The organism is Roseburia sp. OM03-7AC, assembly GCF_003462625.1.
In the GTDB taxonomy this organism is placed as follows: Bacteria; Bacillota; Clostridia; order Lachnospirales; family Lachnospiraceae; genus Roseburia_C; species Roseburia_C amylophila.
This window is the reverse complement of record NZ_QTZJ01000001.1, coordinates 386,295-412,624: the sequence shown is the minus strand read 5'-3', so window position 1 is coordinate 412,624 and position 26,330 is coordinate 386,295. Positions and strand designations below refer to the sequence as shown.

Genomic DNA, 26,330 nt, shown 5'->3' with positions numbered 1-26,330 from the left:
GGTGTCTTTGTTTTCGTTGCACATAGGCGTTGACCTCCTTAAAAATAGATTTACTCCCACGGAAAAAAGTGAGAGTATGTAATGCCGCCAATCCCACACAAATAAAAAACAGATTTCTTTTTCGGGCGGTGTCGGTCACGGTTGGAGATATTTCTTCAATTTCCGCCTTTACTTTCTCCTTTGCAATCGCAACAGATTTCTGTATTGCCGAAGCGGTGCAATGCTCCATAGCGGCGATTTGGTAAAAATTGAACTCATACTCGTAGTAGAGCAGGAAACGCCGCCTTTGTATCTCTGGAAGGCTCCCAACCGCCTTATAGAGCGTTTCATTCCGTTCTTCCTCAACCATGCGTTCATCAAGGCTCTTAGGCACACGCAACGCCCGTCTGTAAAGGGTTTCGTCCCATACCTCGTTAAACTTCCTGTGCCGCTCGTCCCATTAGAAAAGATTCCTGTTCCTGCGCTCCATCTGCCGAAACTCCATAAAGAACTGTTCCGACACTTCCAACTCGTGGGATTTGCCCTGCCCGTCCTTAAAGCTGATAAAATACCTTGTGCCGCTTTCCGTGGATTCCTCCCGAAGCGTGTATGCCTTAACCCTGTATGCCATCCTGTTGTCCTCCTGCAAAAAATGAGTGAGGGGATTTCCATCCCTCACCCAGTAGCCCGCAGGATGGCAGGCTGTTTTAGAAGCTATAAAATTTTCCGCAGCTTCTTCCGCAGATGGTCTAACCTCGCATAGATGGCACCAGTCGTCAAATGCACAAGCGGGGCAATCTCCTTTGTGGAATACCCCTGCATTTTCAGCAGGACGATTTTCAAGGTACGCCCGTCCACCGTGACTAATACTTGATAGAGATTTTCGCTCTCAATCTCTTCCAGTAACTCCGCAACCGTACCCACTTCCGCCTGCCGCTCCCTGCCTGCCATGTCCTCAAGATATTCCGCAACGTCATTCGTCCATCGGTAAAACCGCCTGTTGGAATTGAAGTCTGCCCTGTCCGCCATGCGTATCTGCTCAATGGTCGCTTCATCAACGCCGCACTCACGCAGCAGCTTTTCCTCCGCTTCTTTCCAGATACGCCATTTCCTGTCCTCCCGTCCGTGGTTGTATGCCATTCTTACTTCCTCCAATCAGAATTGATTGAGAGGGCAGAGAAAAGCCCCCTCATCTTCCCAAAGGAAAAAACAAGGGGGCTGAACGCCTTAAATTTTAATTTTCTATTATCTTTCTTAGTTTTATTAGGATTCTGGCTTTGCGTTTGTTTACAACGCTCTGGGTTATGCCCAACCTCGCCCCGACTTCACGCTCGGAAAGTCCGTCAAAAAAGATTGCCTGTATCAGCTCCTGTTCACTATCCGACAGCAAAGGCAGGGCGGCTTTCAGCCTGTCCACCATGACCGCATTGACAACGGTTTCTGCAATGTCCACCGCTTCATCAGTGATAAAGTCCAGAGGATTCCCCTCGCTGTCCGTAAATCCGTCGAGAGATAGCAGTCTATTCTTTGTATCTAATTTTTGCAGATAACGCCACCGTTCCTTGTCACGGTAGAAGTCTGTGTATTGCTCCCTCACGACTTCAAGCAGACAGCCTTGAATGGGGATAAACAGCTTGTCCATATAGGTCTGGTCGGATTCCCTGCAACGGCAGAACTCCGTGTAGGATAATTCCACATAGCCGCCACTTTCTCTGATATATACCTTTCTTGGTGCATATTTCACCATAAATACCTCCCATCTGAATTTTTGAAATGTAAAAAATCCAGATGGAGAGGCGGAGAACGACACCGCATATCAGAAACAGCCCTACGGCACTTTCCAACAAAAATCGACAAAAGAAAAACCGCAAAGGCTCTGTGACCTTTACGGTTATAGGAAATAGTAATTCTATTGTATGGAGATTGTACTTCTACTTTCAAGGTGAGAAGTACCGTTGCACTGGCAGAAATTTTTTTAACTGGTTTCCTGCCGTTCTCTGATATGCTATGTATTGATAAATTTTGCTTCGTATGAGCAGATAGATAACTGCCCGAAAAAAGGACATAAAAAAATCCCTCCAAATTTAAAAACAAATTCAGAGGGTAATTTAGGGTATAACAAAATAACCCACCCGAATATCGTTTTTTTTATTTGGTGAGTTTGTTCTTTCAAATACGAAACAAATGCTCATGTACGGTAAAGTATCACAAGAAAATTATGTCGAATTGACAGCCGCCTCCGCTATACCGAATAAGGAAATAAAGAGTCCTCAAATTTTGCGCTACTAAATGAAGACGAGCGGAAGTAATCTCCCGCTCGTCAGTAAACTTAACTATGCCATATCAATCCCGCTTCTTTCCCGCCACCGGCACTAAGAACAGCGCGGGCAACAGCAGGAAAGCGGTACAGACCAGCCCCCAGGGTATGGACACCTGCTGGGCTACCAGCCCCACAATAGGCCCGCCGATGATCTGCCCGAAAGAGTCCAGCTGTCCGCTGGTGGAAAAGACTGTGGCGCGCATTTTCTCATCCACTTGGTCGTTCATCCAGGCGGCCAGCACAGGCTCCTTGATGGTGCGCATAAGCCCCGCCAGCAGGAACACCAACAACATGAACCAAAAGCTCCGCCCCACCGCGAAGAGAACCAGGAACAGGATATACCCGGCGCTGGTGGACATGACCACACTGGTTCGGCTGACAGTCCCTTTTTTCTCCATGCGGGCGATGAGCAACTGAGAAGCCAGAATACCTAAGCCGTTGCCGATAAGACTGATAACACCGAACCAAGTGACGCTGTTCAGCGGCCCGATAACGGGTATTACCGTGTCATCCAGAAAATGAGCGGTGGAGAGCCGGTCAAAGCCTTCACTGGCAAGTCCCCCGCATAGTGTGATTGCTAAGAGCGCCAGCAACACAGGTGCGCCTTTCACAAAGCCCAGGTTGAGCTTGAACAGGCAGACAAAGTCTTTAAGCAAGCCCTGCCGTTCCTCAATAGCAGGGGAGAAGTTGGTTTCTGGCATGATGCGAACCATCACCAGCCCCAACAACAAGCACAAACTGCCCCCCAAGATGAGAGGCATTTGCAGGTTTATGTTTCCCAGCAGTGTGCCCAGCACCACGCCCAGAACGCCGCCGATTTGCCCCATTTGACTGCCCCGCAGGAACACCTTGTCTATGGGTTTGTCCTCTTCCTCCGAGGCAATCCACGCCTCCAGAGCGCCGGTGATGAAGGTATCACCGCAACCCCAGACAACCTGGGCCAGCAGAACCGGCGCGAACCACGGTAGCGCACCCTCCATCAGAAAGCCCAGGCCGTAGAGGAACATTCCAATCAGCACCGAGCGCCGACGGCTATACAAATCCGCCACCACACCGGTGGGCATCTCGAACAGAAAGCAGGAGGTCTCCTGAACCGTCCCTACCAGGACAAGCTGGAAAGCATCCAGCTGCACCACCTCCAGGTGGTACACGATGGAAAGCACTGTGGACATAGAAACCGCCAGGGAACAGACAAATCGGAACAGCAGGTAGACAGAATATGCCTTTGAATTTTTAGCAAACATGAAGTTACATTCTCCTTTCAAATCTCATTTTATATGACTTTTGCAAGCTGTTAAGCTAACTTGTGGAACATATGCCGAACCTTATCTATACGGCTATTCGGGCGGCGGGGTTGGCAAATAAATTTACCAATAGCTGGCTGGTATCCTTTTAACTCTGTCAAGCAGACTCCCTGCCCATTTGTGAAATAAGTTAAATCGTTCCTGTATTCTTGAATACATCTAGCAGGGATTTCTCCTTTCAGAATGACCTCGTCATTCTTTATCTGAGTACTTACAATATCTGCACAATACCTTGGAGCATCATGATACGCCCGTGAGAGATATTCCTGCGGTGCATAAATTTCAAAGTGGAGATATGGCTCTAATAGTTCTGTCCCTGCTTTTTTTAAAGCCTGCTCCAATACGATAGGGGAAAGCAGCCGAAAGTCTGCGGGGGTACTTACAGGACTATAATACAATCCATATTCAAAACAGATTTTACAGTCTGTCACTTTCCATCCATACAGCCCCTGCTCGCAGCCATAAAGAACCCCCTCCATAACCGCATTTTGGAACGATTGATTTAAATATCCAAGTGAAACTCTGCTTTCATACTGCACTCCGCTTCCAATAGGGAGCGGCTCTATGGACAACCCGACAGAAGCCCAGAAAGGATTTGGCGGGACTTCTATGTGGATGGTATATTCTGCTTTTCTAAGCGGTCTTTCCATATATATAACAGTAGGCTCTTTTATTTCTGCCTCCACATGATATTTTTCCTCAAGGATGGCACAAATGACTTCCATCTGCACATTCCCCAAAAAAGATAACATAATCTCATGGGTAACAGTATCAATGTCAAAATGCAAAAGAGGGTCTGTATCAGCAATCTCTGCGAGGGCATTTAACAGGGCTTCCCTTTGCTCCGGCTTTTGCGGCTCTACCGTTGTCCGAAGTAATGGCATGGGATTATCAATCCGTGTTTTGTGAGGCAGGAGTTTTTCATTTCCCAGGATATCGTTCAGTTTCAAAGTATCATCAGCTAAAATAACAATTTCTCCCGGACAGGCATGGTCAGCCGGGACGATTTCACCGTTTGTCGGAACACACATCTCTGTGATTTTTATTTTCTCTTTTTCAGATATTCTAATAACATCCCTCAAATGCAATGTTCCGCTATATATACGCACATAAACAAAACGCCGCCTTTTCTCTGAATATTCAATCTTAAAAACCTGCCCGCATAGTTCAGATTGACCTTCAGGCGTTGATGAATAAAATTTACTGGCAATTACTTCTATAAGCTGCCGAATCCCCAGATTGTTTTTAGCGCTTCCGTGATAAACGGGAAATAACGTTCCGTTTTGGAATCTCCTGTTTTCTTCCTGTTCCAGTTCTGACATTTTAAACGGTTTCCCTGACATATATTTCTCTAATAGTTCATCGTTTCCCATAATTACCGCATCCCACTGTTCCATATCGTCATTGTCCGTTACATTTATATGGGGATGCTGCCCAACCTTTTGCTTCACTATAATTTCCGAAGAAAGCTTTGCTTTCATTTCCCGATATACCATTGGCAAATCAATCCCCTCTTGGTCAATTTTATTGATGAAAAAAATTGTCGGAATCTTCATTATCTGTAGTGCATGAAACAGTATACGGGTCTGTGCCTGTATGCCATCCTTTGCAGAAACTAATAATACTGCTCCGTCTAATACGGATAAAGAACGGTATACTTCCGCCAAAAAATCCATATGGCCTGGCGTATCTATAATGTTGACTTTTACATCCTCCCACTGAAAAGATGTCACTGCTGTCTGGATAGTGATTCCCCTTTGACGCTCCAAATTCATTGTATCTGTCCTTGTTGTGCCTTCATCTACGCTCCCTAGTTCTGCAATTGCACCACTGGTATACAATAAACTTTCCGTTAATGTTGTCTTTCCTGCGTCAACGTGAGCCAGAATGCCTAAGTTAATTATTTTCATGTGATTTTCCTCCTATCAACACCCAAAAAAGGGCATAAAAATACCCAGTGATAAATACTCCTATCACTGGGTAAATAACTCCAATAGCCCCAAAACACTTATATGTTTTCGGGCATATAAAATTACATGATAAAAGTATTCTTAAACTGGGTACAAAAAACTAAGCCCCATATTAAAAGTGAAACGGGACTGCTACTTTTTGTTCCCACTATCAAATTGACAGTTTATTTAAGAATACCTTGCCGCATATTTATTAACTCCTTGTATAATACTGAATCTAATTATATTCCTTAACCCTTTATTTGTCAAGCTGACAAACTAAAGCAGAAAAAGCGGCAGGATTTCCCCCTGCCACTAATCATCTGTTTATGCAAAAATAATTTCCTTTTCCACAATCTCCCTCGCACAAGCCCTTATGTTATTGAGGCATCCTGTCCATTCTAAGGCGTTTTCTGCCTTTAGCTGTTCCGTTATGCCCTGTGCCTGTTTCATACCCTCTATGAGCCTTTCAAAGCGTTCCTGTGCCTGTCTGTTGATGTCGGCAAGGTAGGCGTTTAGCCTGCCGCTTGTAAGAAGATTGGTGTATGTAACTTTACGGTACTGTTTTAGATAATCTAAATGCCGTTGCCCCCAGATGCCTATTGCCTGTTCTTCTTCGGCGGGTACAGTTAAGCACGGTATCAAATAATCCCCTTGCCTTTCGTATTTGCCGCCCAGTTCCTCAAATAATGATTTTGCCATTGTCTGTTACCTCCACATTCTTTTTTATTTTGAATGTCCGCAAAATCCGTCCTACATCGGTCCGACAGTATGTATAACATCATCACATGGCAGATTATATGCCTTAGTGATTTTAGCCTCTCCCGTATCACATCCATGAAGTGTCCTGCACTCCACCAGAAGTTCCGGTCCTGCGACTCTGTGAATAGCACCATCTACTCCGCTTCCTCCAAGAAGAAAGCTGTTTGCTGCATTCACGATTGCCTGCACATCTGTTATTTTCGTAATATCACCTTTTATCGTCTTGATCAAGTACATTTTCTTCTCCTTTATCTTCAACAATTAATGCTAAATAATATGCAAATGGAATCAATATTTTCTGCTGTACAGAACTCTCATCATACACAATTATCTTCTTTTGAATAGCATTTAAATCTGTGAAATACGCTAAATACAGACTGAACAATTCCCAATATGTTTGATCCCAAATCAAAGCCTTTTCTTCACTCGCTTTTATAATACGTGGAAAAACATAATTTGTAGAAATCATTTTTATAGTTAATCCATAATTATTACAAACAGATTCTATCACCCTATCTATATGATCTGCTGTATATTCAGAGACATTATCACGTACAATACTATTTTCATATATAAAATCATCAATTGTCATTCATATCACTTTTTTCTAAACTCATCAATTATAAGGTCATCACAACTAATTGAATCATTTTTTATTTGTGCTTTTTATTTCCGCTACCAGTTCTTCATACTTACGTTCGTCAATAATATATTTCCGTTTAATCAGTATATAAGCAGCTCCTATAGAAATTACCGGAACAGCTACAATTCCAAGACGCAATATAAATCTTTGTCCGGCATCTGCTGTCTGAATAAATTTATCTGCCTGTACAATTACATTTTCCGAAGTAAGTTCTCCTGTACCAGCTTTTATTTCTAATCCGGATATTTTCTGACTGATTGCATAAATATTGCTTATAATCAGTATTAACGCAACAACCGCCTGATCAACTGCACTTGCCAGCTTTGTTGCAAAAGATCTTACTGCTGAGATAATACTGTCATGTCGTTCATGAAACCGGACTTCATCATACTCTATGGTATTATTTAACATGACAATCATCGTCATATTGAATGCCCCCTGCGAAAAGAAGATTAGAAAACCGATGATATTCAGTAAAACAACACTTTTTGGTACAATGTAGCCTACACTCATAAAAAGTATATACCCAATGACTGTAATGCTGGTAGCTGCAGTTATAATCTGATTTCGTGTGAATTTTGAGGAAAGCCACGCAAAAGATGCCTCTGATATCAGCGTTCCTAATCCATACATAATTGTAAACCAAAATACAAGACTGCCACCTACAGAATATCCAAATTCAAAATAAAAGAAATTCATTCCAATCATAATCAGAAGACCATTTCCGATTTGGAATAATAAACATGCAATTCCAATCACTATCAACTGATCATTTCTCAGGAATATATGAAACATATCTTTTAATGACAGTGTTCTCTTCTTTTCCGGTCGTTTTCTCTCTTTTACTCCAAACACTGTAAGTAGCTGGAAACCAATAAAACAAAAAGCAATCACAATCGCAGCCGTCCGATATGCCATAATCGCATTTCCAGCTACCATATCAGGGAGCAGACCTGCAACAGAAAACTGTCCGATACAGATAAAAATTCCCTGTACGGTTACCAGCCAGTTCCGTTCTCCCGGATCTGATGTAAGACTCGGCAGCATTCCCCAATAGGCAATATCATTCATTGTGTAAGTCATTCCCCATAAAAGATATCCCACTCCAAAAAATGCAACAAATCCCCATCCTTCCGGCCTTACTGTAAACAAGCAGATAATTATCAGGCTGTTTAAAATTACTCCTATAAAAATCCACGGTTTAAATTTTCCGGCTTTCAAATGCGAATTTTCAATAATAATTCCCATCATTGGATCATTAATGGCATCCCACAGCAGACACACTACCATAATTGCTGATATTACTGCATATTGGGCAACTGTCAGTTTCATCGTATATTGAATATATGTAAGAAGAAACATAGAGACAAGTGCATACGCCATATCTCTTCCGGTTGCTCCTATACAATAGTTCCATTTTGTGCGTTTATCCAATTTATTGTTTTCCATATACGACTTCCCCCTCTCTCTATTTCTTCAGCAGTCTTTTTAAAGCCTGCAGATATTTTTTATTTGCATTGTAAACTAACATATCGATTAACTTCGGAGTTGCAATTCCACCACTGGTTGCAATCAGTCCTTCCAGATTTCCTTCTTCGACTCCCATTTTTACCATTTTAAAGGCCGGGTCCCGCTCTGATTTTCCCCGAAGTATAATCTTAAGTCCAATATGTACGACTCCACGAACAATTTTTCCAAACATTGAGACATTTACCACATCCTGATAGGAATCGTAAACCGTATACTCTCCACGCTTTTTTTCTTTGTCATGTTTCGGTTCACCGCCTAATAGCTGATAAAATTGTTCTGCACTGATTTCCATTCCATGTGGCTGCTCTCTAAAATAATCCGGAAACAGTTCTCTTTCATTTCTAAAATAACTATTTCCTACTACTTCCATATTCGCCTTTAATTGCAAATCATGTACCGATGCTCCGATACAGATCTGATATTTGCCGCTTAACATGGAAAAGGCTTTTTTCTCTACATCATAGACGGAAAAACTTCTTTCATCCAGCTCTAGTATAACTTCTTTTTCTTCACCCGGATGCAGATATATTTTTTGAAATCCCTTTAGTTCTATATGGCTTCTGATAACATCTGATTCAATCGGGCAGATATATAACTGTGCTATTTCTGCTCCACTCACTTTTCCGATATTTTTAATTTTAAAACGAATTTGTATCTTTCCACCACTATATACTTCCGGTACATTCAATTCCGAATAGGAAAAAGAAGTATAGGAAAGTCCATAACCAAACGGATATTTTACCGGAACATGGAATGTCTCATAGTAACGATAACCTACAAAAATGCTTTCCCTGTATTCTACATCATCATTCGGAGGTGCAAAATATCTCCATGCCGGAGTATCTTTTTCTGAAAATGGAATTGTCTCTGCCAATTTACCGGATGGATTCACCTCTCCACTGATTAAGTCAGCAACAGATTCCCCTACAGCCTGTCCTCCGAGGTACATGTGAAGAATTGCTCCTACATTCTTTTCAAAACTAAAATCCATAGGCGCACCACCGAAACTAATTGCTGCAATATGATTTTTTCCGACAGTTTCTGCAATTTCAGCCAACAGCTCTTCCTGATTTTGAGGGATTTTAAGATTTTTCCTGTCGTATCCTTCTCCTTCATAAGATTCTGTAAGACCGATAAAATATAGAATCACACAATCCTTTTTTCTATATTCCTGTTTCAGTTTTTCTATCGTATCCTGTAGTTGCTTTTCTCCTAATTCCTCCGTTTCATTCTGATATCCCTGTATATAAGTTACCTGATATCCTTTTTCACGTATTGCTTCAATCGCATTTGTCATCTTCGTCGGCTGGATATGACTGCTCCCACCTCCCTGAAACCGCATCTGCCTGGCAAGCTCTCCAATAATGATTACCTTCTTCTCTTTTCCAATTGGCAAAACACTATTATTTTTCAAAAGTACTGCACTTTCATTTTCCAGTTTACGTGCCACCTGATTCTGTTCTTCCATATCTACCTCATAATTTTCTTCTATATTTTTATGAAGTGATACAAAATTCTGCAGAACATTCTTAGTCCAGTTATCCAGTTCCTGATCCGTAATCCGGCCATCCTTATACGCTTCTTTTAACACATCTGTGTGGAAGCCTTTCGGATCTGGCATTTCCAGTGTCAGACCATTTTTCATACAGCTTACAATATCATTTGCTGCTCCCCAATCCGACACCACACCACCTTGATATTTCCATTCTTTTCTCAGAACATCTGTCAGTAAGTATTTATTTCTTGCTCCAAATTCGCCATTAATCCTGTTGTATGAAGCCATTACAGAAGTCGGTTTTGCTTTTTTCACAACTTCTTCAAAAGCCGACAGATATATTTCCCTAAGAGTTCTTTCATCAATCTGGCTATTGGATGTCATTCGTCTTGTTTCCTGTGAATTAACAGCATAATGCTTTAAACTCGTACCTATTCCAAGGCTCTGTACACCTTCGATATATCCCGTTGCCAGCTTTCCTGTCAAATACGGATCTTCACTGAAATATTCAAAATTTCTTCCGCATAAAGGAGAACGCTTGATATTGATTCCGCAGCCTAGCACAATGGATATCTGCTCTTTTTTTGCTTCTTTCGCAATCGCTTCACCCATCTTTTTAACAATAGCAGGATTCCAACTGCAGGCTATTGCACTTGCAGTTGGAAAACAGGTTGCTGGCTTACTGGTTTCAATATCCCCAACCTTTTCCTGTTCCAGTTTTCGAATCCCATGTGGTCCGTCTGTCATCATAATAGAGGGGATTTTCCCATTACAGTCATAAGTATGCCAGTCACCAACACCGCCTAAAAGCCGGATTTTTTCATCTATTGTTAACTGTTCGCATATTTTATCAATGTTCATCTCTTTTCCTCTCTTTTAATCTCTTAATTGCATTTTATCTATTTCCGGCATATAATTATATTGATTTATCGTGTTTTATGTCAATTTATCGTGTTTTTGACAGGAGGAATTACCTATGTATAAAATGAAGTCAGACATCAATTTTTCACTCACACATGAAATGTTGGAAAATGCAGAAAATGAACGGATACATACATCTTATGCACAGGAAAAAGCAATTCTCGAATGTGTTTCAAACGGAGATATTCACGCATTGGAGAATACCTATTATTCTCTCCCAACAACTGTTTACGGAAAGATGACCTCTTCCAATTCCAAATTAAAATTACTTTTTTATGCAAGTATTGCTAATACAACTTTAGTTACCAGATATGCCATCGAAGGAGGACTTAATGAGGAAACTGCTTTTTCCTTAAGTGATGTATATATACGAAAAATGGAACAATGTACCGATGTTGACGCTTTAATGAAATTAAATGAACAGATGGCTATTGAATTTACGCTTCGTGTTGCTGAAGCAAAAAAGACGCCAAAAAACTACTATTCACCATCTATTTCTCGCGTCATTGATTATATCTATCATGGTAAAAATAAAACTTTAACCTTAAATCAACTGGCATCTTTAGTTAATTTAACACCTAAATATCTGTCTGCCCTGTTCCATAAAGAAACCGGACAGACGCTTACTGTTTTTATCCATAAAGTTCTTATTGAAAAGGCACAGAATTTACTGGCACATTCCGACTATAGTCTGGGTGAAATCAGTACTTACTTGAATTTTTCATCTCAAAGTTATTTTATTTCTATTTTTAAGAGATACACTGGTATAACTCCCGGACAATATCGTAAAATGCATCGCCAGATTAGTTGGTAAAATAGAAAATAAAATAAGAATATCGATGATTAAACGTCACTATCGCCAGAACTTTTCTCGTCTTGAAGATAAAAGAAAGCTACCAGTTTTTCCTCTGATAGCTTTCCATTCATTCTTGTTCTGTTGGGAACATCGCTGCTTCCAGCTTATTCATCTCTGTATCCGAAAGACCATATTTTCCTGAATTATCTTTTTCCACGGATACTTTTACAGTAACAGTTTTTCCATAACTGTTCTTTTCAAGACTCTTCTGGACACTTTCTGTTAATACGGCTGCAAAGACTTCCGGATCATTTCCATCCAATCCCTGCTTTATTTTTTCATTGCTTACCTCTGTAGAGCTTTGTTGCAATGTCTGAAATACATTGGATGGTTCAACTTGTACACTTACTGTATAAACTCCATCCTCTTCTTTCACATCCTGTACTTTGTATTTTGCCAGTTTCTTTACTTCTGTCAGTTTTTCCGTATAATCAGCAATTCCTTTATCCGTAATGTTATCGGAATCATCAAATTGCTTTTGGATGCTCTCATTAAAATCCTCTTCGATTTCTTTCTTTGCATCTTTTTCCGAGAGTTCTAACAGATTCGCATAGTCCTTATATTCTCCATGATAGTATGCATCAAGAGAACTTTGGGCGTAAGATTTGGCATCGAAGTCTGGTTGTTTAGAGCACGCACTAATCCCAATACTTAACATTATCGTTCCCAAAATCATTAGATACTTTTGTAAGTTTTTCATCCTGTTATCCTCATACTTTTACTTTACAAAAAAATCCACAAATTTTCCGGCCTTTGATGATAGTTTAAATTTATATTCTTGTCCTTCATACTTGAAAGAAAACTTTCCACCAAATAATCCGGCTTTTACTTGGATATTTTTCATATTTGGAATATAAATTTTTGCTAATTGTTTGCCATAAGAATTATCAATATTGGCTCGGTGAATATATAAAATATCTTCATATACACTCAGCAATACTAATCCCTTAACGCTCCCAATAAGACCACCTATTTTATTGCTAAGTGATGCATAAATGTAATTATTTTTTCATCTAAAAACTTATCACTATATAATTGCTTTTCCATTTTTTCTAAATTCATAATTCTTTTTCCCTGTATTTAATATTAAAAACAGAAGGGTCTTTCCGGCAGTTTTTCAATTTTATATTTTTCGAATTTCATTCTATAGTTTGCTTCTAATACTTCATGATTACTAGCTTTTTTCCAATTCAACATCCAATTTTTAAAACCACCATCTCGTACAAAATATCTTTCTTCTGGCCATGATTTTAATTCATTGTAAACCGTATGCAATGCATTATCAAAAAGTTCTTTTTTTCTTGTCCAGCTACTGATGTATACATAATCCTCATATTCTACAACTGTTCCTTTATTTGGGTTTTTAAAATATCGTTCATATCCATTCTTTACGTCCTCAAAAGTCACTTCCCCTTGTAACGGAATATATGCTTTTTGGATTAATTGTTGGGCAATTTGTTCACTATAAATTTCATGCATTTGCATATCCATCGATCGTCCTTCTATTTCTAAACTAGAAGGTTTTTTTCTCATAGCCATATAATGTACTTTCCTTACATGTCAGTTTACAATCATTTTCCATCCATAAATCCCCAAAATCAGCATATGAAATATCCCTATCTACCATTACCTGTCCCACATTTTCATATTCAGATAATGCTTTTCTTCCAGCTATTCTTGCGTCCCTTTTACTAGCAAATCCAGATTTTGATTTACGCTTTCTTTTTCCATCAACACTTGCCATCTCAAATGAATACTCATATACTTTTTTGCCAGACCTCAAAAAACGTTCTCTTACCATAATCTCACTCATATAATTCTCCTTCCACATAATGAATATATAAGTAATACTAATAAATCGACTCTTTGAAATCTATGACCTGCGAGGCTAAAAAATTTAACAAAGTATTTAGATACCTCCTTTAATATGAGAATATAAAAAGAGACTTCCGTCTTAATTTAAACGGAAGTCTCCAAAAAGCCTATAAAATCAAGCTTTCTATTTAGAATTTACCAGCTTTTGCTGCTTCCTCAACGGAAACGGCAACTGCTACTGTAGCACCAACCATTGGGTTATTACCCATTCCGATTAAGCCCATCATCTCAACGTGAGCCGGTACGGAAGAAGAACCTGCAAACTGTGCATCAGAATGCATACGTCCCATAGTATCTGTCATACCATAAGATGCAGGACCTGCAGCCATGTTATCTGGGTGAAGTGTACGTCCTGTACCACCGCCGGATGCTACAGAGAAGTATTTCTTGCCCTGCTCGATACATTCTTTCTTGTATGTACCTGCAACCGGATGCTGGAAACGTGTTGGGTTGGTAGAGTTACCGGTAATGGAAACACCTACGTTCTCATGATGCATGATTGCAACACCTTCCTGAACATCATCAGCACCGTAACATTTTACAGTTGCACGAAGTCCGTTAGAATATGCTTTTTCATATACAACATTAAGTTTTGCTGCTTTGTAATCATACTGTGTCTCAACAAATGTAAATCCGTTGATACGTGAAATAATCTGTGCAGCATCTTTTCCAAGTCCGTTTAAGATAACACGAAGTGGTTTCTGACGTACTTTGTTTGCTTTCTCAGCGATTCCGATTGCACCTTCAGCAGCTGCAAAGGACTCGTGTCCAGCTAAGAAACAGAAACACTCTGTCTCTTCCTCTAATAACATTTTTCCAAGGTTACCATGTCCAAGACCTACTTTTCTGTGGTCAGCAACAGAACCTGGAATACAGAATGCCTGAAGACCTTCACCGATTGCTGCAGCAGCATCAGCAGCTCTTTTGCATCCTTTTTTGATTGCGATTGCTGCACCTATAGTGTAAGCCCAGCAAGCGTTCTCGAAACAGATAGGCTGGATTTTCTTTACCTGATCATATACATCAAGTCCAGCATCTTTTGTAATTTTTTCAGCTTCTTCAATAGAGCTGATACCATAGCTGTTTAATACAGCGTTAATCTGGTCAATTCTTCTTTCATATCCTTCAAATAATGCCATTATCTTCGTCTCTCCTTTCTTACTCTTCTCTTGGGTCAATGATCTTAACAGCATCAGCTACACGACCATACTGGCCTTTTGCTTTTTCCCATGCAGTGTTAGGGTCATCACCTTTTTTGATAAAGTCTGTCATTTTTCCAAGAGAAACGAACTGATATCCGATAACTTCGTTGTTCTCGTCAAGAGCGATGCCTGTTACATAACCTTCAGCCATCTCTAAGTAACGAACACCTTTCTCCTTTGTTGCGTACATAGTACCAACCTGGGAACGAAGTCCTTTTCCTAAATCTTCCAGACCAGCACCTACTGCAAGTCCGTCATCAGAGAATGCACTCTGAGTACGTCCGTAAACGATCTGTAAGAATAATTCTCTCATTGCTGTATTGATTGCGTCACAAACAAGGTCAGTATTTAATGCTTCAAGAATTGTTTTTCCCTGAAGGACCTCTGCTGCCATTGCTGCTGAATGTGTCATACCTGAGCATCCGATTGTCTCAACCAGTGCTTCTTCAATCACACCATTTTTTACATTTAATGAAAGCTTGCAGGCACCCTGCTGTGGTGCACACCAGCCTACACCGTGTGTAAATCCTGAAATATCTTCAATTTTTTTGGAATGAACCCATTTTCCTTCTTCTGGAATTGGAGCTGGCTCATGTTTTGCGCCCTTGGCAACAGGACACATGTTTTCGACTTCCTTCGTGTAAATCATTATAAGACTCCTTTCGATATGAAATATATATCATGTTAAACTTTGTTATACATTTAACACACCGCCCTCATTTTCTCACATTTTTTTACATTAGTCCAGTCTTTTTTACAGGAAATGCCCCTTAATTTTCTCAATTTGTTAATCTAATGCCTCCATCCGCTCAAATGCAAAGGATGCTCCGATTGCTCCAACCAGTGTCAGCAGGAATATAACGACTATCATCATAATAAATCCTGCAGTCACGGAAATGAACGCTCCCGTTGCTACTGCCACAATGATTCCGACACATAATACCAGTCCCTGGAACAGCATCCGAAGAATCGTTCTGCCCAGTTCTCCAAACATTTTCCCTATCACGACATCTGCCAGCATATTCATATAAAGCTTATTAGCATTCAGGCACATATATAAAATGACGGTCAAAATCATGTAAGACACCGGAAGTCCCATTACGATACTGCCCGGCAGCGTAATCAGAAGTCCGTCAATCAGCGCACGGATATGCTCCATTTTGGTGGCATACCACATTTTCTTAAAATTACTGTCCGGAATCAGATAGGTGTATGGATTTGCCAGTTCCTTCGACCACTTCGTCTTATAACCGCTGAAAATAAAGATAACATAGGCAATGACGCCCGGAATTACAAACATTTTAAAAGGCTGGCTGGAAATTTTATTATAATAAGAAACAACCGCAATTGCCACACCTATAACCAGAAACAGCACTGAATTCCAGCCAAAGATAAAGAAACGGTTTTTACGGTATTCTAATACCTGCCGGTAGAAAATTGCTTTAGCGTAAGTTCCCTTATAAGCCATCTTTACATTCCGTAAATACTTTTTCTTGCCATTTCCCACTACAACCTCGCCCTTTTTCGAGCGTTTCATCCGGTCATCATAATCTTCTGCAAATTTTGCAGCATCTTCATAGAATTCTCCGGTACACTTCATCTTTTTCGCATAAAGTACCAGAAAAACAGTACTGGTTAAAAGAAGCCCGGTTGCCACCACATTGATTCCTGCAGGGCCTATGATAATAAGCTGAATCAATGCAATTTCCCAGCCTATAATCGGAATCAGCTGTACCACCGGAAGCTGGATTAAGTCCACAAACACAGATAACTGCATACCTTTCACCGAAACAAAGTAGATTGCCACCAGTGCAAAAGCTGCCATTACTCCATACATAATATAAGTAAGTACGGTAAAGAACTGTTTGGGAAGTGTTTCATTTCCATAGCAGATAATCATTAACGCTCCCTCTAAAATATTTTCCAGTACACCAGCATAAAGGAAATATAAAATCATCTTATATGGTGTAACACCAAATACACCAATTCCAAGTACCAGTACAAATAGTTCAACAATAAAATTGGTTAAGAACTGCTTCATTCCGGCATGAAGAATAACTTTCTTCGGTTCTTCCGGTGCAGCAAATACAAAATGTACTTCTGACGGGCGGAACAACAGTCCTTTTCTCTTGATATAGGAAATCAGATTTGCCGGAACAATCATAACCATCAGTACGGATAAAACAGTTGCAATTCCTTCCGGGCTGTTTAATCCGAAATCGACAGACATGGAACCAAGTCCATACAATACCAATGCTGCATATAAAACAACAAATACCAGTGCAAGAAAAGTCTGTGGCCGTTTCAGGCTCCGCTTCACTTTATTCTTAATGGTCTGGAAAAAAACAAAGGAAAGACTACTCATGTTCTTCACCACCAGTCTTTGGTTCTGTCACTTCAAAGAACAGTTCTTCTATGTCTTTATCCGCAATTTCATTTTTGTTAAATGTTGCTATAATTTTCCCTTGTTCCATTACAAACATCACATCCCACAAATCTTTTACCATTTCAAGCATATGGGTACTGATAAGAATGGTACAGCCTTTCTCTTTTAACTCAAGCACAACTTCTTTCAGTTCTTTTATGGCTGCCGGGTCAAGTCCAACCATTGGCTCATCTAACATCACAACCTTTGGATGAATAGCAAGTGCACAACAGATACTGACCTTCTGCATCATTCCTTTGGACAATTCATTTCCCAGCTTCTCCTGTTTATCCAGAAGTTCAAAACGTGTCAGCAGTGCATCTATTTCTTCCTCTGTAATGTCACTGTTATATGCCCGCTTCACATATTCGATATGCTCCCGCACCGTCAGCGCTTCAAACATTGCCGGAATCTCCGGTACATAGCCAAATATTTTCTTCGCTTCCAGGCTTCTTGCCTTCATTCCATTAATACCAACACCGCCTTCATAACGAAGGAGTCCTGCAATACTCTTTATAATGGTTGATTTTCCGGCACCATTTGGTCCAAGCAGGATACCGACCTGACCATCCTGCACCATAAAGCTGACATGGTCCACTGCTACATTCTTTCCATATTTTTTAGTAAGCTCTTGTACTTCTAACATTTTCACCCTCCAAAATTCACGAGAAACACTCTTTGTAAGCTTCCCGTATATACTGCGAGAAACACTCTTTTCAAAGTTCTCGTCCAACTAAAAAGCAGCCGTATGTATTACTTAATTAATACAGTAATGCATACAGCTGTTTTTGTCAACCATTCATTTCTTAATTTTCTATTGTCATTTTTCTGCAAGCAGCTACCGCAGGTAACTTCTGCGGGTAAATTTCCATCCGTTTAACCTTCTGCTTTACTTACAATTTCATTCTTATTCTTATAAATAGAATGCGCCGGAACTACTCCACGTACCGGGGAAAGCGGATAAATATTGGTATGTGGTCCGATGACCGTTCCCGGATTCAATACGGAATTACAGCCGACCTCTACAAAATCTCCTAACATGGCACCAAATTTCTTACGTCCGGTTTCCATCTTCTCATCAGCAGATTTTACTACCACCAGTGTCTTATCGGATTTTACATTGGATGTGATGGAACCTGCTCCCATGTGTGACTTGTATCCTAAAATAGAATCTCCCACATAATTATAGTGTGGTACCTGCACGGAATTAAAAAGAATGACATTCTTTAACTCGGTAGAATTGCCTACCACCGTTCCTTTTCCGACAATTGCATTTCCACGAATGAATGCACAGTGTCGTATTTCAGCATTTTCATCAATAATTAAAGGACCATTTAAACATGCTGTCGGTGCCACGGCAGCGGATTTTGCCACCCAGATATCCTCACCCTTCTGTTCATAAACATCCGGATTCAATGTTTTTCCCAGTTCTTTGATATAATCTCCGATTCCGGCAAGTGCCTCCCACGGATAAGTAAATTGTGCAAGATAATCCTTTGCGATTGTCTCCTCTAATGTATACATATTACTGATTTTGCACTGTTCCATCTTTCTCTTCCTCTCTTTCTTCTTCCGGTTTCCGGTCAAAATCAAAACGAATTTCATCCTCTTCAAACTTCAGACAGGTATCAAATACATTTCCTGCTTTCGAAGTAAATCCGGTTATTTTTTTAGTGGTATATCCTTTTGTAAAAAGCTCTTCTAACACTTCTTCAGCCAGTTCCACCTTTGCTACGTAACGGTTCACCCGGAATCCGCAGTCACATTCATAGTACCACTGGCTTTTCTTTAACAATGCCCCACACTTTGGACATTTTACTTTTGTCTCTTCCGGTTTCGGACGCTCCGGAAAGTCAAATTCAATGCGTCCATCCTCGGTAAGCTTCAATGGTGCATCAAATTTCTTGCCATTCTTAGATTTAAATCCTGTTATAATTTCTGTCTTTCCTGTCAGTAAAAGTGCTTTTACCTGAGTTTCCTTTAATTTTACTCCGGCTATTTTACCGATTGAGAAACGGCAGCTGTCCTCTTTGTTTCTGTCATAATTGGCACAGCCATAGCCAAATGGCGTCTGCACAATATCACCCTGACACAGTGGACATTTTACATCTTTTACCTTCTTTGCTTCCACATGCTCAAAATCAAATTTCAGGACTTTCTTTCCATTCTCATCTTCTCCAAGCATCAGGCAGGCATCAAATTTCTTCTTATTCTTTGAAGTAAATCCGCGAATCGTTCCGGTTCTTCCATTGGTCAGAAGCTCCTTCACCTGGGCGGTATTTAAATCTTTCCCGGCTATTTTGCCAATGGCAAACCGGCAGCCAGACTCATCTTCCGCTTTATAATTGGCACAGCCATAACCAAATGGCTTTATTTCTATTGCTCCGCCACACAACGGACAACTTACGCCCTCTATGGTCTCCGGTTCATTCTGTGAAAAATCAAAGGTTATATTCGGTTTTCCTTCTTCATCCTTTGTCATCACAAGGCAGGCAGAAAACTTCTTCTTATTCTTCGAAGTAAATCCCTTTAAGACTCCGGTTCTGCCTTCGCTTAATAACTGCTTTACTTCTTCATCGTTAAGCTCTCTTCCGGCGATGGAACCAATAGCAAAACGGCAGCCACTGCCATCTTTATTATAATTCGAGCAGCCATAACCAAAAGGGGTAGTCTCAATCTCGCCGCCACAGACCGGACAGGTTGCTCCGATTTTAACCCTTGCCTTCATATCTTTGGCATTGCTGCCAGCCAATGGACGAATCTGACCGGCAATCTGGCTGGTGAGATTTTCATTTATCATGGAAACGGTTTCTTTCCGGATAAATTCCTCTAACTTCTCCCGATAATCTTCCATCGGAACCGTTCCCTGGGTAATGCCATCCAAGCCCTTTTCCCAGGAAGCGGTCATCTTCGGATTCAAAAGTGCCGGAACAGTCATATTCACCACTTCATAAACCATCTCGCCTAAGGCTTCCGGCGTCAGCACCTGTGTTTTCTTATTCAAAGCAAGGTAGCCGATACGCACCAGCTTCTTGATGATTTCTGCCCTTGTAGCAGAGGTTCCAATTCCGGAGCCTTTAATCTGTTCTCTTAATTCCTCTTCCTCGATTAACTGTCCCGCATTTTCCATGGCAAGCACCATGGAACCTGAAGTATAACGCTTTGGTGGAGAAGTCTTTCCCTCTTTTACCAGAAATTCTTTTACTTCTGCGGTATCTCCTTCTTTGAGACTATCTGCAAGTTTTAGTAATGCTGCGCTGTTCTTCGGATTGTTTTCTTCTCCGTCACCATCTTCCTTTTCCCGTTTTTCTTTGGTATCCGGTCTTCCGGCAATTTCAAGATATCCGGGAACCTTTAATACTTTTGCTCCGGCAAAGAAAGATTCCTTTTCAATTCCGATGGTCAGCTTTACCGTCTGATACTGTGCCGGCGGATAGAAAATACTTAAGAAACGCCGCACGATCAGTTCATAGACCCGCTTCTGCAATTCCGTCAGCGACTTATATTCATTGACCTGTCCGGTTGGAACAATAGCATAATGGTCTGTAATCTTACTGTCATCGGTATAACTGCTCTTTCCGATATTTTTATATAAACCATGCTCCACAATATTTTGCACAAAAGGAGCAACAGGCTCAAAGAAACGGAGTCCTCTGATATTCTTACTGATTTCTTTTGCAACGGCAGAAGATAACACTCTGGCATCCGTTCTCGGATAAGTAGTCAGCTTTCTTTCATATAAATCCTGTGCCACCTGCAGCGTCTCGTCCGGGCTGATTTTAAACCTTTTCGAGCACTCTGCCTGAAGCTCCGCCAAGTTAAATAAAAGCGGTGCACGTTTCTTTGAAATTGCTTTATCTACTGTTTTTACAATTGCTGTTTTATTAGTTAAATCTTTAATTAATTTTTCTGCATGTACTTTTTCTTTGAATCCATTCTCTTTATAAAGCAACGGAGATGCATAATAAGAAGAACCTTCTACCGCTTTCCATTCACCTTCTATCTCTGCATCAAAGAAATTTCCCACCACCCGGTAAAATGGTGTCTCTACGAAATTACGGATTTCCCGCTCCCGGATTACAACCATGCCAAGTACACAGGTCATGACACGGCCAACTGCAATTGCAGTATAGGACTTGGTTCCTGCAGCATCATTTAAAAGATTTCCATATTTTACAGACATGACACGGGAAAAATTAATTCCCATGGCATAGTCTTCAATGGTACGCATAATCCCGGAATTAGCAAGATTATCATAATCCGACATTGGTCTTGCTTCCGCAATTCCTCTTTTAATTTCTTCCTCCGTCTGCGAATCTATCCATACCCGCAGCTCTTTCATACCTTCACGGACTCCGCCAAACCGCCGGATATTCTCTTCAATGGTCTGTCCTTCTTTTCCGGCATCGCCTGCCCAGTAAACGGTATCAATATCTTCCCGGTGTAAGAGCTTATGTACAATGTCATACTGTTTGCTTACAGATGGTATGACATTATATTTATAATCTTTCGGAAGAAATGGAAGGTCTTCTAACTTCCACTTCTTATATTTTATATCATATTCTTCCGGATATACCATTTCCACCAGATGACCAACACACCAGGTAATGGCATAGTGACTGTCTTCGATATATCCGTCATTTCTGCCGGATACACCAAGAATTCGTGCAAATTCCCGGGCAACACTTGGTTTCTCCGTGATAATTAACGACTTACCCAACCGTTATTTCCTCCAATTTCTGTGCCTTTTCTATTATTTTGTCTTTTTCAATCATTTGACTTTACTATCATTTTGACTTTACTGTCATTTTTAGCTTTCCGGCACTTTATAATTCCTTCATATCGATCAGGACAAATCTTTTATCTTCTTCTGCCATCTGTTTTAAATCCTCTGCAAATTCCTGTGCGGAAAACATATAAAGATATTTTGCGGAAATTTTTGCCTGTTTCAGATTATCAAGCAATGCTTCACCTGACAAGCGGGTCATATAAGGCTCTGACCAGTTACAGATTCCGACAATACTCTCACGGACACTGTTCTGGGCGACAATATCGATATTGCCTTTCTTTCCAACCCAGGTTCCAATCCGGTGAATGTCAATCGGAAGTTTACCAATACGATTTAATAAAGTCAGATATTCCCGGCAGACCTTGACAAAATAACGGTTCATATAGTCATCTAAATCTTTTTCAATATAAGTATCATAAAATTCTTCCGGTGCCATCATATATAAGTCCGATAAATGTGGATAGACAAAACGGAACCAGAAATTCACATAAGTATTGGCAATGCGGTAAACACCCTTTTTCGTATTCTCCCAGCCACCGGTATCAAAGGAAACCACCTTTTCTACCACATCAAATGCCATCAGATTCTTCATGTAGACACTGATTTTTGCTCTGGAGAAGCCTGTCTTTAAAAAGAGGTCATTCAGCTTATTATTTCCCGAAGCCAATGCTGCAAGTATTGTATTATATACAGAAAGTTCTCTTAATTCAATGCTGATATAATTTTCCGCCTCATGGAACAGGAAACCATCCGGAGACAAAATATGCCGACAGACATTTTCCTTAATACTCTTTTTGGAGTTCCAGCGTGTAAGATAACCCGGCACACCTCCAATAATTCCATAGACCTGCACTGCCTGACTGGTTCCATATTCCGGGAAATGTCGAACCACATCAAGAAATGTCGCATCCTCCATGCGGATGGCTGCGTCTACCTTCTTTAAGTATTCACCATATTTTTCTCTGCAGTCTTCCTCTACCCATACCAGTGAAGAGCTGGTCAGAATAATCATAACAGGACCCGGATATAATTTCTTTGCTTTCAGTTTCAGAATGCTGTTCATAAAGCCGACATCTTTTCTGGCAATATACTGGAATTCATCAATAACAACCACAAGCTTGGTCGGGTCTCCACTCTTGATGCGGTTAAAGAATTCATCATAACTATAGCGTGTCAGACGAATTCCGTATTTTGTTTCCACTTCCTGCCCCATCTGCAAAACCTGTTCCCTTTCGGATGCCTGTCTGGCGCGATAGTAAAAAAACTTTTTCTCCTTACAGAATTCTTTTATCAACTGCTCTTTCTGGCAGTTATCTCTTCCATATAAAAGAACAATCTGATTGCCGGACTGTCCATATACCTCTTCTAATTTCTTTAATTCGGATGTCTGAATCATCATTAGTAATATCCTCCAGAATTTCTAATTTTAAGAAGTCACTCTAACAAAAATAATATCACATTTTAATTTTTCTATCAACGCCAAAACGATAAAAAAGAATGTGCCAAGGCACATTCTTTTCTGTCTTCATTTTGTTACATATTTTGCTGCTTATTTTGCGGTAATGTAACCCTGTGCTTTTAAAAGTTCTGCGCAAAGAACAGCTCCACCAGCCGCACCACGTACGGTATTGTGGGATAATCCTACGAATTTCCAATCATATACGGTGTCCTCACGAAGACGTCCAACACTGATTCCCATACCGTTTTCATAGTTAACATCCATAGAAACCTGCGGTCTGTTGTCTTCTTCTAAGTACTGGATAAACTGCTTTGGTGCACTTGGAAGATTTAATTCCTGTGGTACTCCCTTGAAGTTTACTAATTTTTCGATTAACTGCTCTTTTGTAGGGTTCTTTTTGAACTTAACAAATACAGCTGCTGTATGTCCGTTTAATACCGGAACACGGATACACTGGCAGGTAATAACCGGTGATGTAGCAGGTACGATAACACCATCTTTGATTTCACCCCAGATACGAAGCGGCTCTTTTTCGGATTTTTCTTCCTCTCCACCGATGTATGGGATAATATTTCCAACCATTTCCGGCCAGTCCTTAAAGGTTTTTCCGGCACCGGAAATTGCCTGATAGGTAGTTGCTACTACTTCATATGGTTCAAACTCTTTCCATGCTGTAAGAACAGGAGCATAACTCTGGATGGAGCAGTTTGGTTTTACTGCAACAAATCCTCTCTTGGTTCCCAGTCTCTTGCGCTGGAATTCGATTACTTTCATATGTTCCGGATTGATTTCAGGTACTACCATAGGAACATCCGGTGTCCATCTGTGTGCACTGTTGTTCGAAACAACAGGAGTCTCTGTCTTAGCATATGCTTCTTCAATTGCTTTGATTTCATCTTTAGTCATATCTACAGCACTGAATACGAAATCAACTTCTGCTGCAACATTTTCTACTTCATTAACATTCTTTACTACAATATTTTTAACGGCTTCCGGCATTGGAGTATCCATTTTCCAACGATCTCCAACTGCTTCTGCATAGGTCTTTCCTGCACTTCTTGGGCTTGCTGCAATTGTAGTTACCTCAAACCATGGATGATTCTCCAGAAGAGAGATAAATCTCTGACCTACCATTCCTGTTCCACCTAAAATACCGACTTTTAATTTGCTGCTCATTTCTTTTTCTCCTCACGTTTTTATGTTCGTCTATCGCGAACAGTTGTCTTTCTGATAAATATACTATCCTATTTATACAAAAAATGCAATTCACAATTTATCAAAAATTACTAAGTGAATTGCATTTTTCTTATACATATGTACCAATTTTTTAAAATAAGCTACTTATTTTCTACGCCTCTTCCGGCAGATTCAACTCATCCTGCCAGTCCTTTGACAGATATTCCTTATGCAATGCAATGACTTTTTCCATTGCGTCTTTACCAGGCGCACCAACAGTCAGACGTTTATTAACACAGGTTTCCATGGAAATTGCTTCATAGATATCTTCTTCAAATACCGGACAGATTGCCTTTAACTCATCCAATGACATATCATCAATGGCAATCTTCTTATCCAGACAATAAAGCACGATTCTTCCTACAATACCGTGGGCATCACGGAAAGGAACGCCATGATTTACCAGATAATCTGCTGCATCTGTCGCATTGGTAAATCCCTTGTTGGCACTGTCATGCATTTTTTCTTTATTGAATTTCATAGTTGCGAGCATACCGTTAAAGAGTGCCAGACAGCCTTTTGCAGTATCCATGGCATCAAAGGAAAGCTCCTTGTCTTCCTGCATATCTTTATTATACGCAAGGGGAATTCCCTTCATTGTAGTAAGCAATGACATCAGTGCACCATACACTCTTCCGGTCTTTCCACGTACCAATTCTGCAATATCCGGATTTTTCTTCTGTGGCATAATGCTGCTTCCGGTGCTGTATGCATCGTCAATCTCTACAAACTGATATTCATTGGAATTCCAGATGATAACTTCTTCGGAGAAACGGCTTAAATGCATCATAATCGTTGATAATGCGGATAAAAATTCGATTAAGTAGTCACGGTCTGATACGCCATCCATACTGTTTAAGGTTGGTCCATAGAAACCAAGTAATTCTGCAGTATATTCACGGTCTAATGGATAAGTAGTTCCTGCCAGGGCACCGGAACCTAACGGACAGTAATTCATTCTCTTAAAAATATCCTGCAGGCGGAGTCTGTCACGGCGGAACATCTCAAAATAAGCTCCCATATGATGTGCCAGTGTAATCGGCTGTGCTTTCTGAAGATGGGTAAATCCCGGCATAATCGTCTCGGTATTTTCTTCCATAATCTTAAGAATGGTCTCAAGAAGTTCTTTTACCAGCTTGTCAGTATGCAATACTTCCTGTCTGGTATAAAGACGCATGTCCAGTGCAACCTGGTCATTTCTGCTTCGTCCGGTATGTAATTTCTTACCGGTATCTCCCAGACGGTCAATGAGCTTTGCCTCTACAAAGCTGTGAATATCTTCGTATTCATCGGTAATAATAAGCTTTCCTTCTTCTACTTCTTTTAAAATTTCTTTTAAACAGTCTACAATATCCTGCATTTCTTTCTCTGTTAAAATGCCCTGTTTTCCAAGCATTTTCACATGTGCAATGCTGCCTTCCATATCCTGTTTATAGAATTTCTGATCAAATGATATAGACGCATTAAAATTGTAAACGAGCTTGTCTGTCTCTTTGGTAAAGCGTCCGCCCCATAACTGTGCCACTCTTTTATCCTCTCTTTCCATACGGATGTCCGTACTTATTCTAAACAAAAATCCATAACT

The 26,330-nt window shown here is 40.4% G+C and carries 22 protein-coding genes and 2 pseudogenes; 1 reads left to right on the top strand and 23 read right to left on the bottom strand.

Features of this window, described 5'->3' with window-relative positions:
• Window positions 1–135 precede the first annotated feature (135 nt).
• From DXB39_RS02005 to DXB39_RS01955, 10 genes and pseudogenes are all read right to left on the bottom strand, one after another.
• A pseudogene (locus DXB39_RS02005) lies at window positions 136–610 on the bottom strand (RNA polymerase sigma factor).
• Window positions 611–693: 83 nt separating this feature from the next.
• Entirely contained in the window at window positions 694–1,119 is a 426-nt protein-coding gene (locus DXB39_RS02000) for a sigma-70 family RNA polymerase sigma factor (protein WP_000323895.1), read from the bottom strand.
• A 94-nt stretch (window positions 1,120–1,213) separates the two neighbouring features.
• Window positions 1,214–1,723, bottom strand: coding sequence for a sigma-70 family RNA polymerase sigma factor (locus tag DXB39_RS01995; protein ID WP_105116765.1), 510 nt, complete (start codon window positions 1,721–1,723; stop codon window positions 1,214–1,216).
• 599 nt (window positions 1,724–2,322) lie between these two features.
• Window positions 2,323–3,543, bottom strand: coding sequence for a tetracycline efflux MFS transporter Tet(40) (gene tet(40) / locus DXB39_RS01985; protein WP_109215034.1), 1,221 nt, complete (start codon window positions 3,541–3,543; stop codon window positions 2,323–2,325).
• Between the two features lie 50 nt (window positions 3,544–3,593).
• Window positions 3,594–5,513, bottom strand: a complete 1,920-nt coding sequence (gene tet(O), locus DXB39_RS01980) for a tetracycline resistance ribosomal protection protein Tet(O) (protein WP_109215033.1) — start codon at window positions 5,511–5,513, stop codon at window positions 3,594–3,596.
• Window positions 5,514–5,879: 366 nt separating this feature from the next.
• Entirely contained in the window at window positions 5,880–6,254 is a 375-nt protein-coding gene (locus DXB39_RS01975; RefSeq protein WP_001129922.1) for a TnpV protein, read from the bottom strand.
• Between the two features lie 54 nt (window positions 6,255–6,308).
• Window positions 6,309–6,551 (bottom strand): annotated as a pseudogene (locus DXB39_RS01970) (macro domain-containing protein); the annotation flags it as partial.
• Window positions 6,523–6,906 (bottom strand): hypothetical protein, encoded by a 384-nt coding sequence (locus DXB39_RS01965; protein WP_117841104.1) that lies wholly within the window; start codon window positions 6,904–6,906, stop codon window positions 6,523–6,525. The pseudogene DXB39_RS01970 and the gene DXB39_RS01965, both read right to left, overlap by 29 nt.
• A gap of 54 nt (window positions 6,907–6,960) precedes the next feature.
• Window positions 6,961–8,406 carry an MFS transporter gene (locus tag DXB39_RS01960; RefSeq protein WP_117841105.1) on the bottom strand — a complete coding sequence of 482 codons (1,446 nt, stop codon included), beginning with the start codon at window positions 8,404–8,406 and terminating at the stop codon, window positions 6,961–6,963.
• A gap of 19 nt (window positions 8,407–8,425) precedes the next feature.
• The gene (locus DXB39_RS01955; protein ID WP_117841106.1) at window positions 8,426–10,843 is read right to left on the bottom strand and encodes a glycoside hydrolase family 3 C-terminal domain-containing protein; all 2,418 of its coding nucleotides are present in this window, start codon (window positions 10,841–10,843) and stop codon (window positions 8,426–8,428) included.
• A gap of 115 nt (window positions 10,844–10,958) precedes the next feature.
• Between DXB39_RS01955 and DXB39_RS01950 the strand changes: the two genes are divergently transcribed.
• Window positions 10,959–11,717 carry a helix-turn-helix domain-containing protein gene (locus tag DXB39_RS01950; protein WP_117841107.1) on the top strand — a complete coding sequence of 253 codons (759 nt, stop codon included), beginning with the start codon at window positions 10,959–10,961 and terminating at the stop codon, window positions 11,715–11,717.
• 109 nt (window positions 11,718–11,826) lie between these two features.
• Here the strand turns inward: DXB39_RS01950 and DXB39_RS01945 are convergent, their stop codons facing one another.
• From DXB39_RS01945 to argH, 13 genes are all read right to left on the bottom strand, one after another.
• Window positions 11,827–12,459 (bottom strand): hypothetical protein, encoded by a 633-nt coding sequence (locus tag DXB39_RS01945; protein ID WP_117841108.1) that lies wholly within the window; start codon window positions 12,457–12,459, stop codon window positions 11,827–11,829.
• An 18-nt stretch (window positions 12,460–12,477) separates the two neighbouring features.
• A complete protein-coding gene (locus DXB39_RS01940) occupies window positions 12,478–12,696 on the bottom strand; it encodes a hypothetical protein (protein WP_117841109.1) in 219 nt (72 codons plus the stop codon).
• A 149-nt stretch (window positions 12,697–12,845) separates the two neighbouring features.
• Window positions 12,846–13,298, bottom strand: a complete 453-nt coding sequence (locus DXB39_RS01935) for a hypothetical protein (RefSeq protein WP_117841110.1) — start codon at window positions 13,296–13,298, stop codon at window positions 12,846–12,848.
• Window positions 13,273–13,572, bottom strand: a complete 300-nt coding sequence (locus DXB39_RS01930; protein WP_158565934.1) for an Arm DNA-binding domain-containing protein — start codon at window positions 13,570–13,572, stop codon at window positions 13,273–13,275. The genes DXB39_RS01935 and DXB39_RS01930 overlap by 26 nt, the downstream gene beginning before the upstream one ends.
• A 190-nt stretch (window positions 13,573–13,762) precedes the next feature.
• Window positions 13,763–14,773 carry a GGGtGRT protein gene (locus DXB39_RS01925; protein ID WP_117841112.1) on the bottom strand — a complete coding sequence of 337 codons (1,011 nt, stop codon included), beginning with the start codon at window positions 14,771–14,773 and terminating at the stop codon, window positions 13,763–13,765.
• A gap of 19 nt (window positions 14,774–14,792) precedes the next feature.
• Complete coding sequence (locus DXB39_RS01920) at window positions 14,793–15,485, bottom strand: iron-sulfur cluster assembly scaffold protein (RefSeq protein ID WP_022243201.1); 693 nt, start codon at window positions 15,483–15,485, stop codon at window positions 14,793–14,795.
• A 138-nt stretch (window positions 15,486–15,623) separates the two neighbouring features.
• On the bottom strand, window positions 15,624–17,201 hold the full coding sequence (locus tag DXB39_RS01915) for a putative ABC exporter domain-containing protein (RefSeq protein ID WP_117841113.1): 1,578 nt from the start codon (window positions 17,199–17,201) through the stop codon (window positions 15,624–15,626).
• Window positions 17,194–17,907 carry an ABC transporter ATP-binding protein gene (locus DXB39_RS01910; RefSeq protein WP_117698561.1) on the bottom strand — a complete coding sequence of 238 codons (714 nt, stop codon included), beginning with the start codon at window positions 17,905–17,907 and terminating at the stop codon, window positions 17,194–17,196. Before DXB39_RS01910 ends, DXB39_RS01915 begins: the two co-directional genes overlap by 8 nt.
• A gap of 230 nt (window positions 17,908–18,137) precedes the next feature.
• Window positions 18,138–18,809, bottom strand: a complete 672-nt coding sequence (locus tag DXB39_RS01905; protein WP_117841114.1) for a UDP-N-acetylglucosamine pyrophosphorylase — start codon at window positions 18,807–18,809, stop codon at window positions 18,138–18,140.
• Entirely contained in the window at window positions 18,787–21,981 is a 3,195-nt protein-coding gene (locus DXB39_RS01900; RefSeq protein ID WP_117841115.1) for a type IA DNA topoisomerase, read from the bottom strand. The genes DXB39_RS01905 and DXB39_RS01900 overlap by 23 nt, the downstream gene beginning before the upstream one ends.
• A 106-nt stretch (window positions 21,982–22,087) precedes the next feature.
• Window positions 22,088–23,449, bottom strand: coding sequence for an ATP-binding protein (locus DXB39_RS01895; protein ID WP_117841116.1), 1,362 nt, complete (start codon window positions 23,447–23,449; stop codon window positions 22,088–22,090).
• A gap of 150 nt (window positions 23,450–23,599) precedes the next feature.
• A complete protein-coding gene (gene asd, locus DXB39_RS01890; protein ID WP_117698564.1) occupies window positions 23,600–24,685 on the bottom strand; it encodes an aspartate-semialdehyde dehydrogenase in 1,086 nt (361 codons plus the stop codon).
• 172 nt (window positions 24,686–24,857) lie between these two features.
• On the bottom strand, window positions 24,858–26,270 hold the full coding sequence (gene argH, locus DXB39_RS01885; protein ID WP_117698565.1) for an argininosuccinate lyase: 1,413 nt from the start codon (window positions 26,268–26,270) through the stop codon (window positions 24,858–24,860).
• Window positions 26,271–26,330 lie beyond the last annotated feature (60 nt).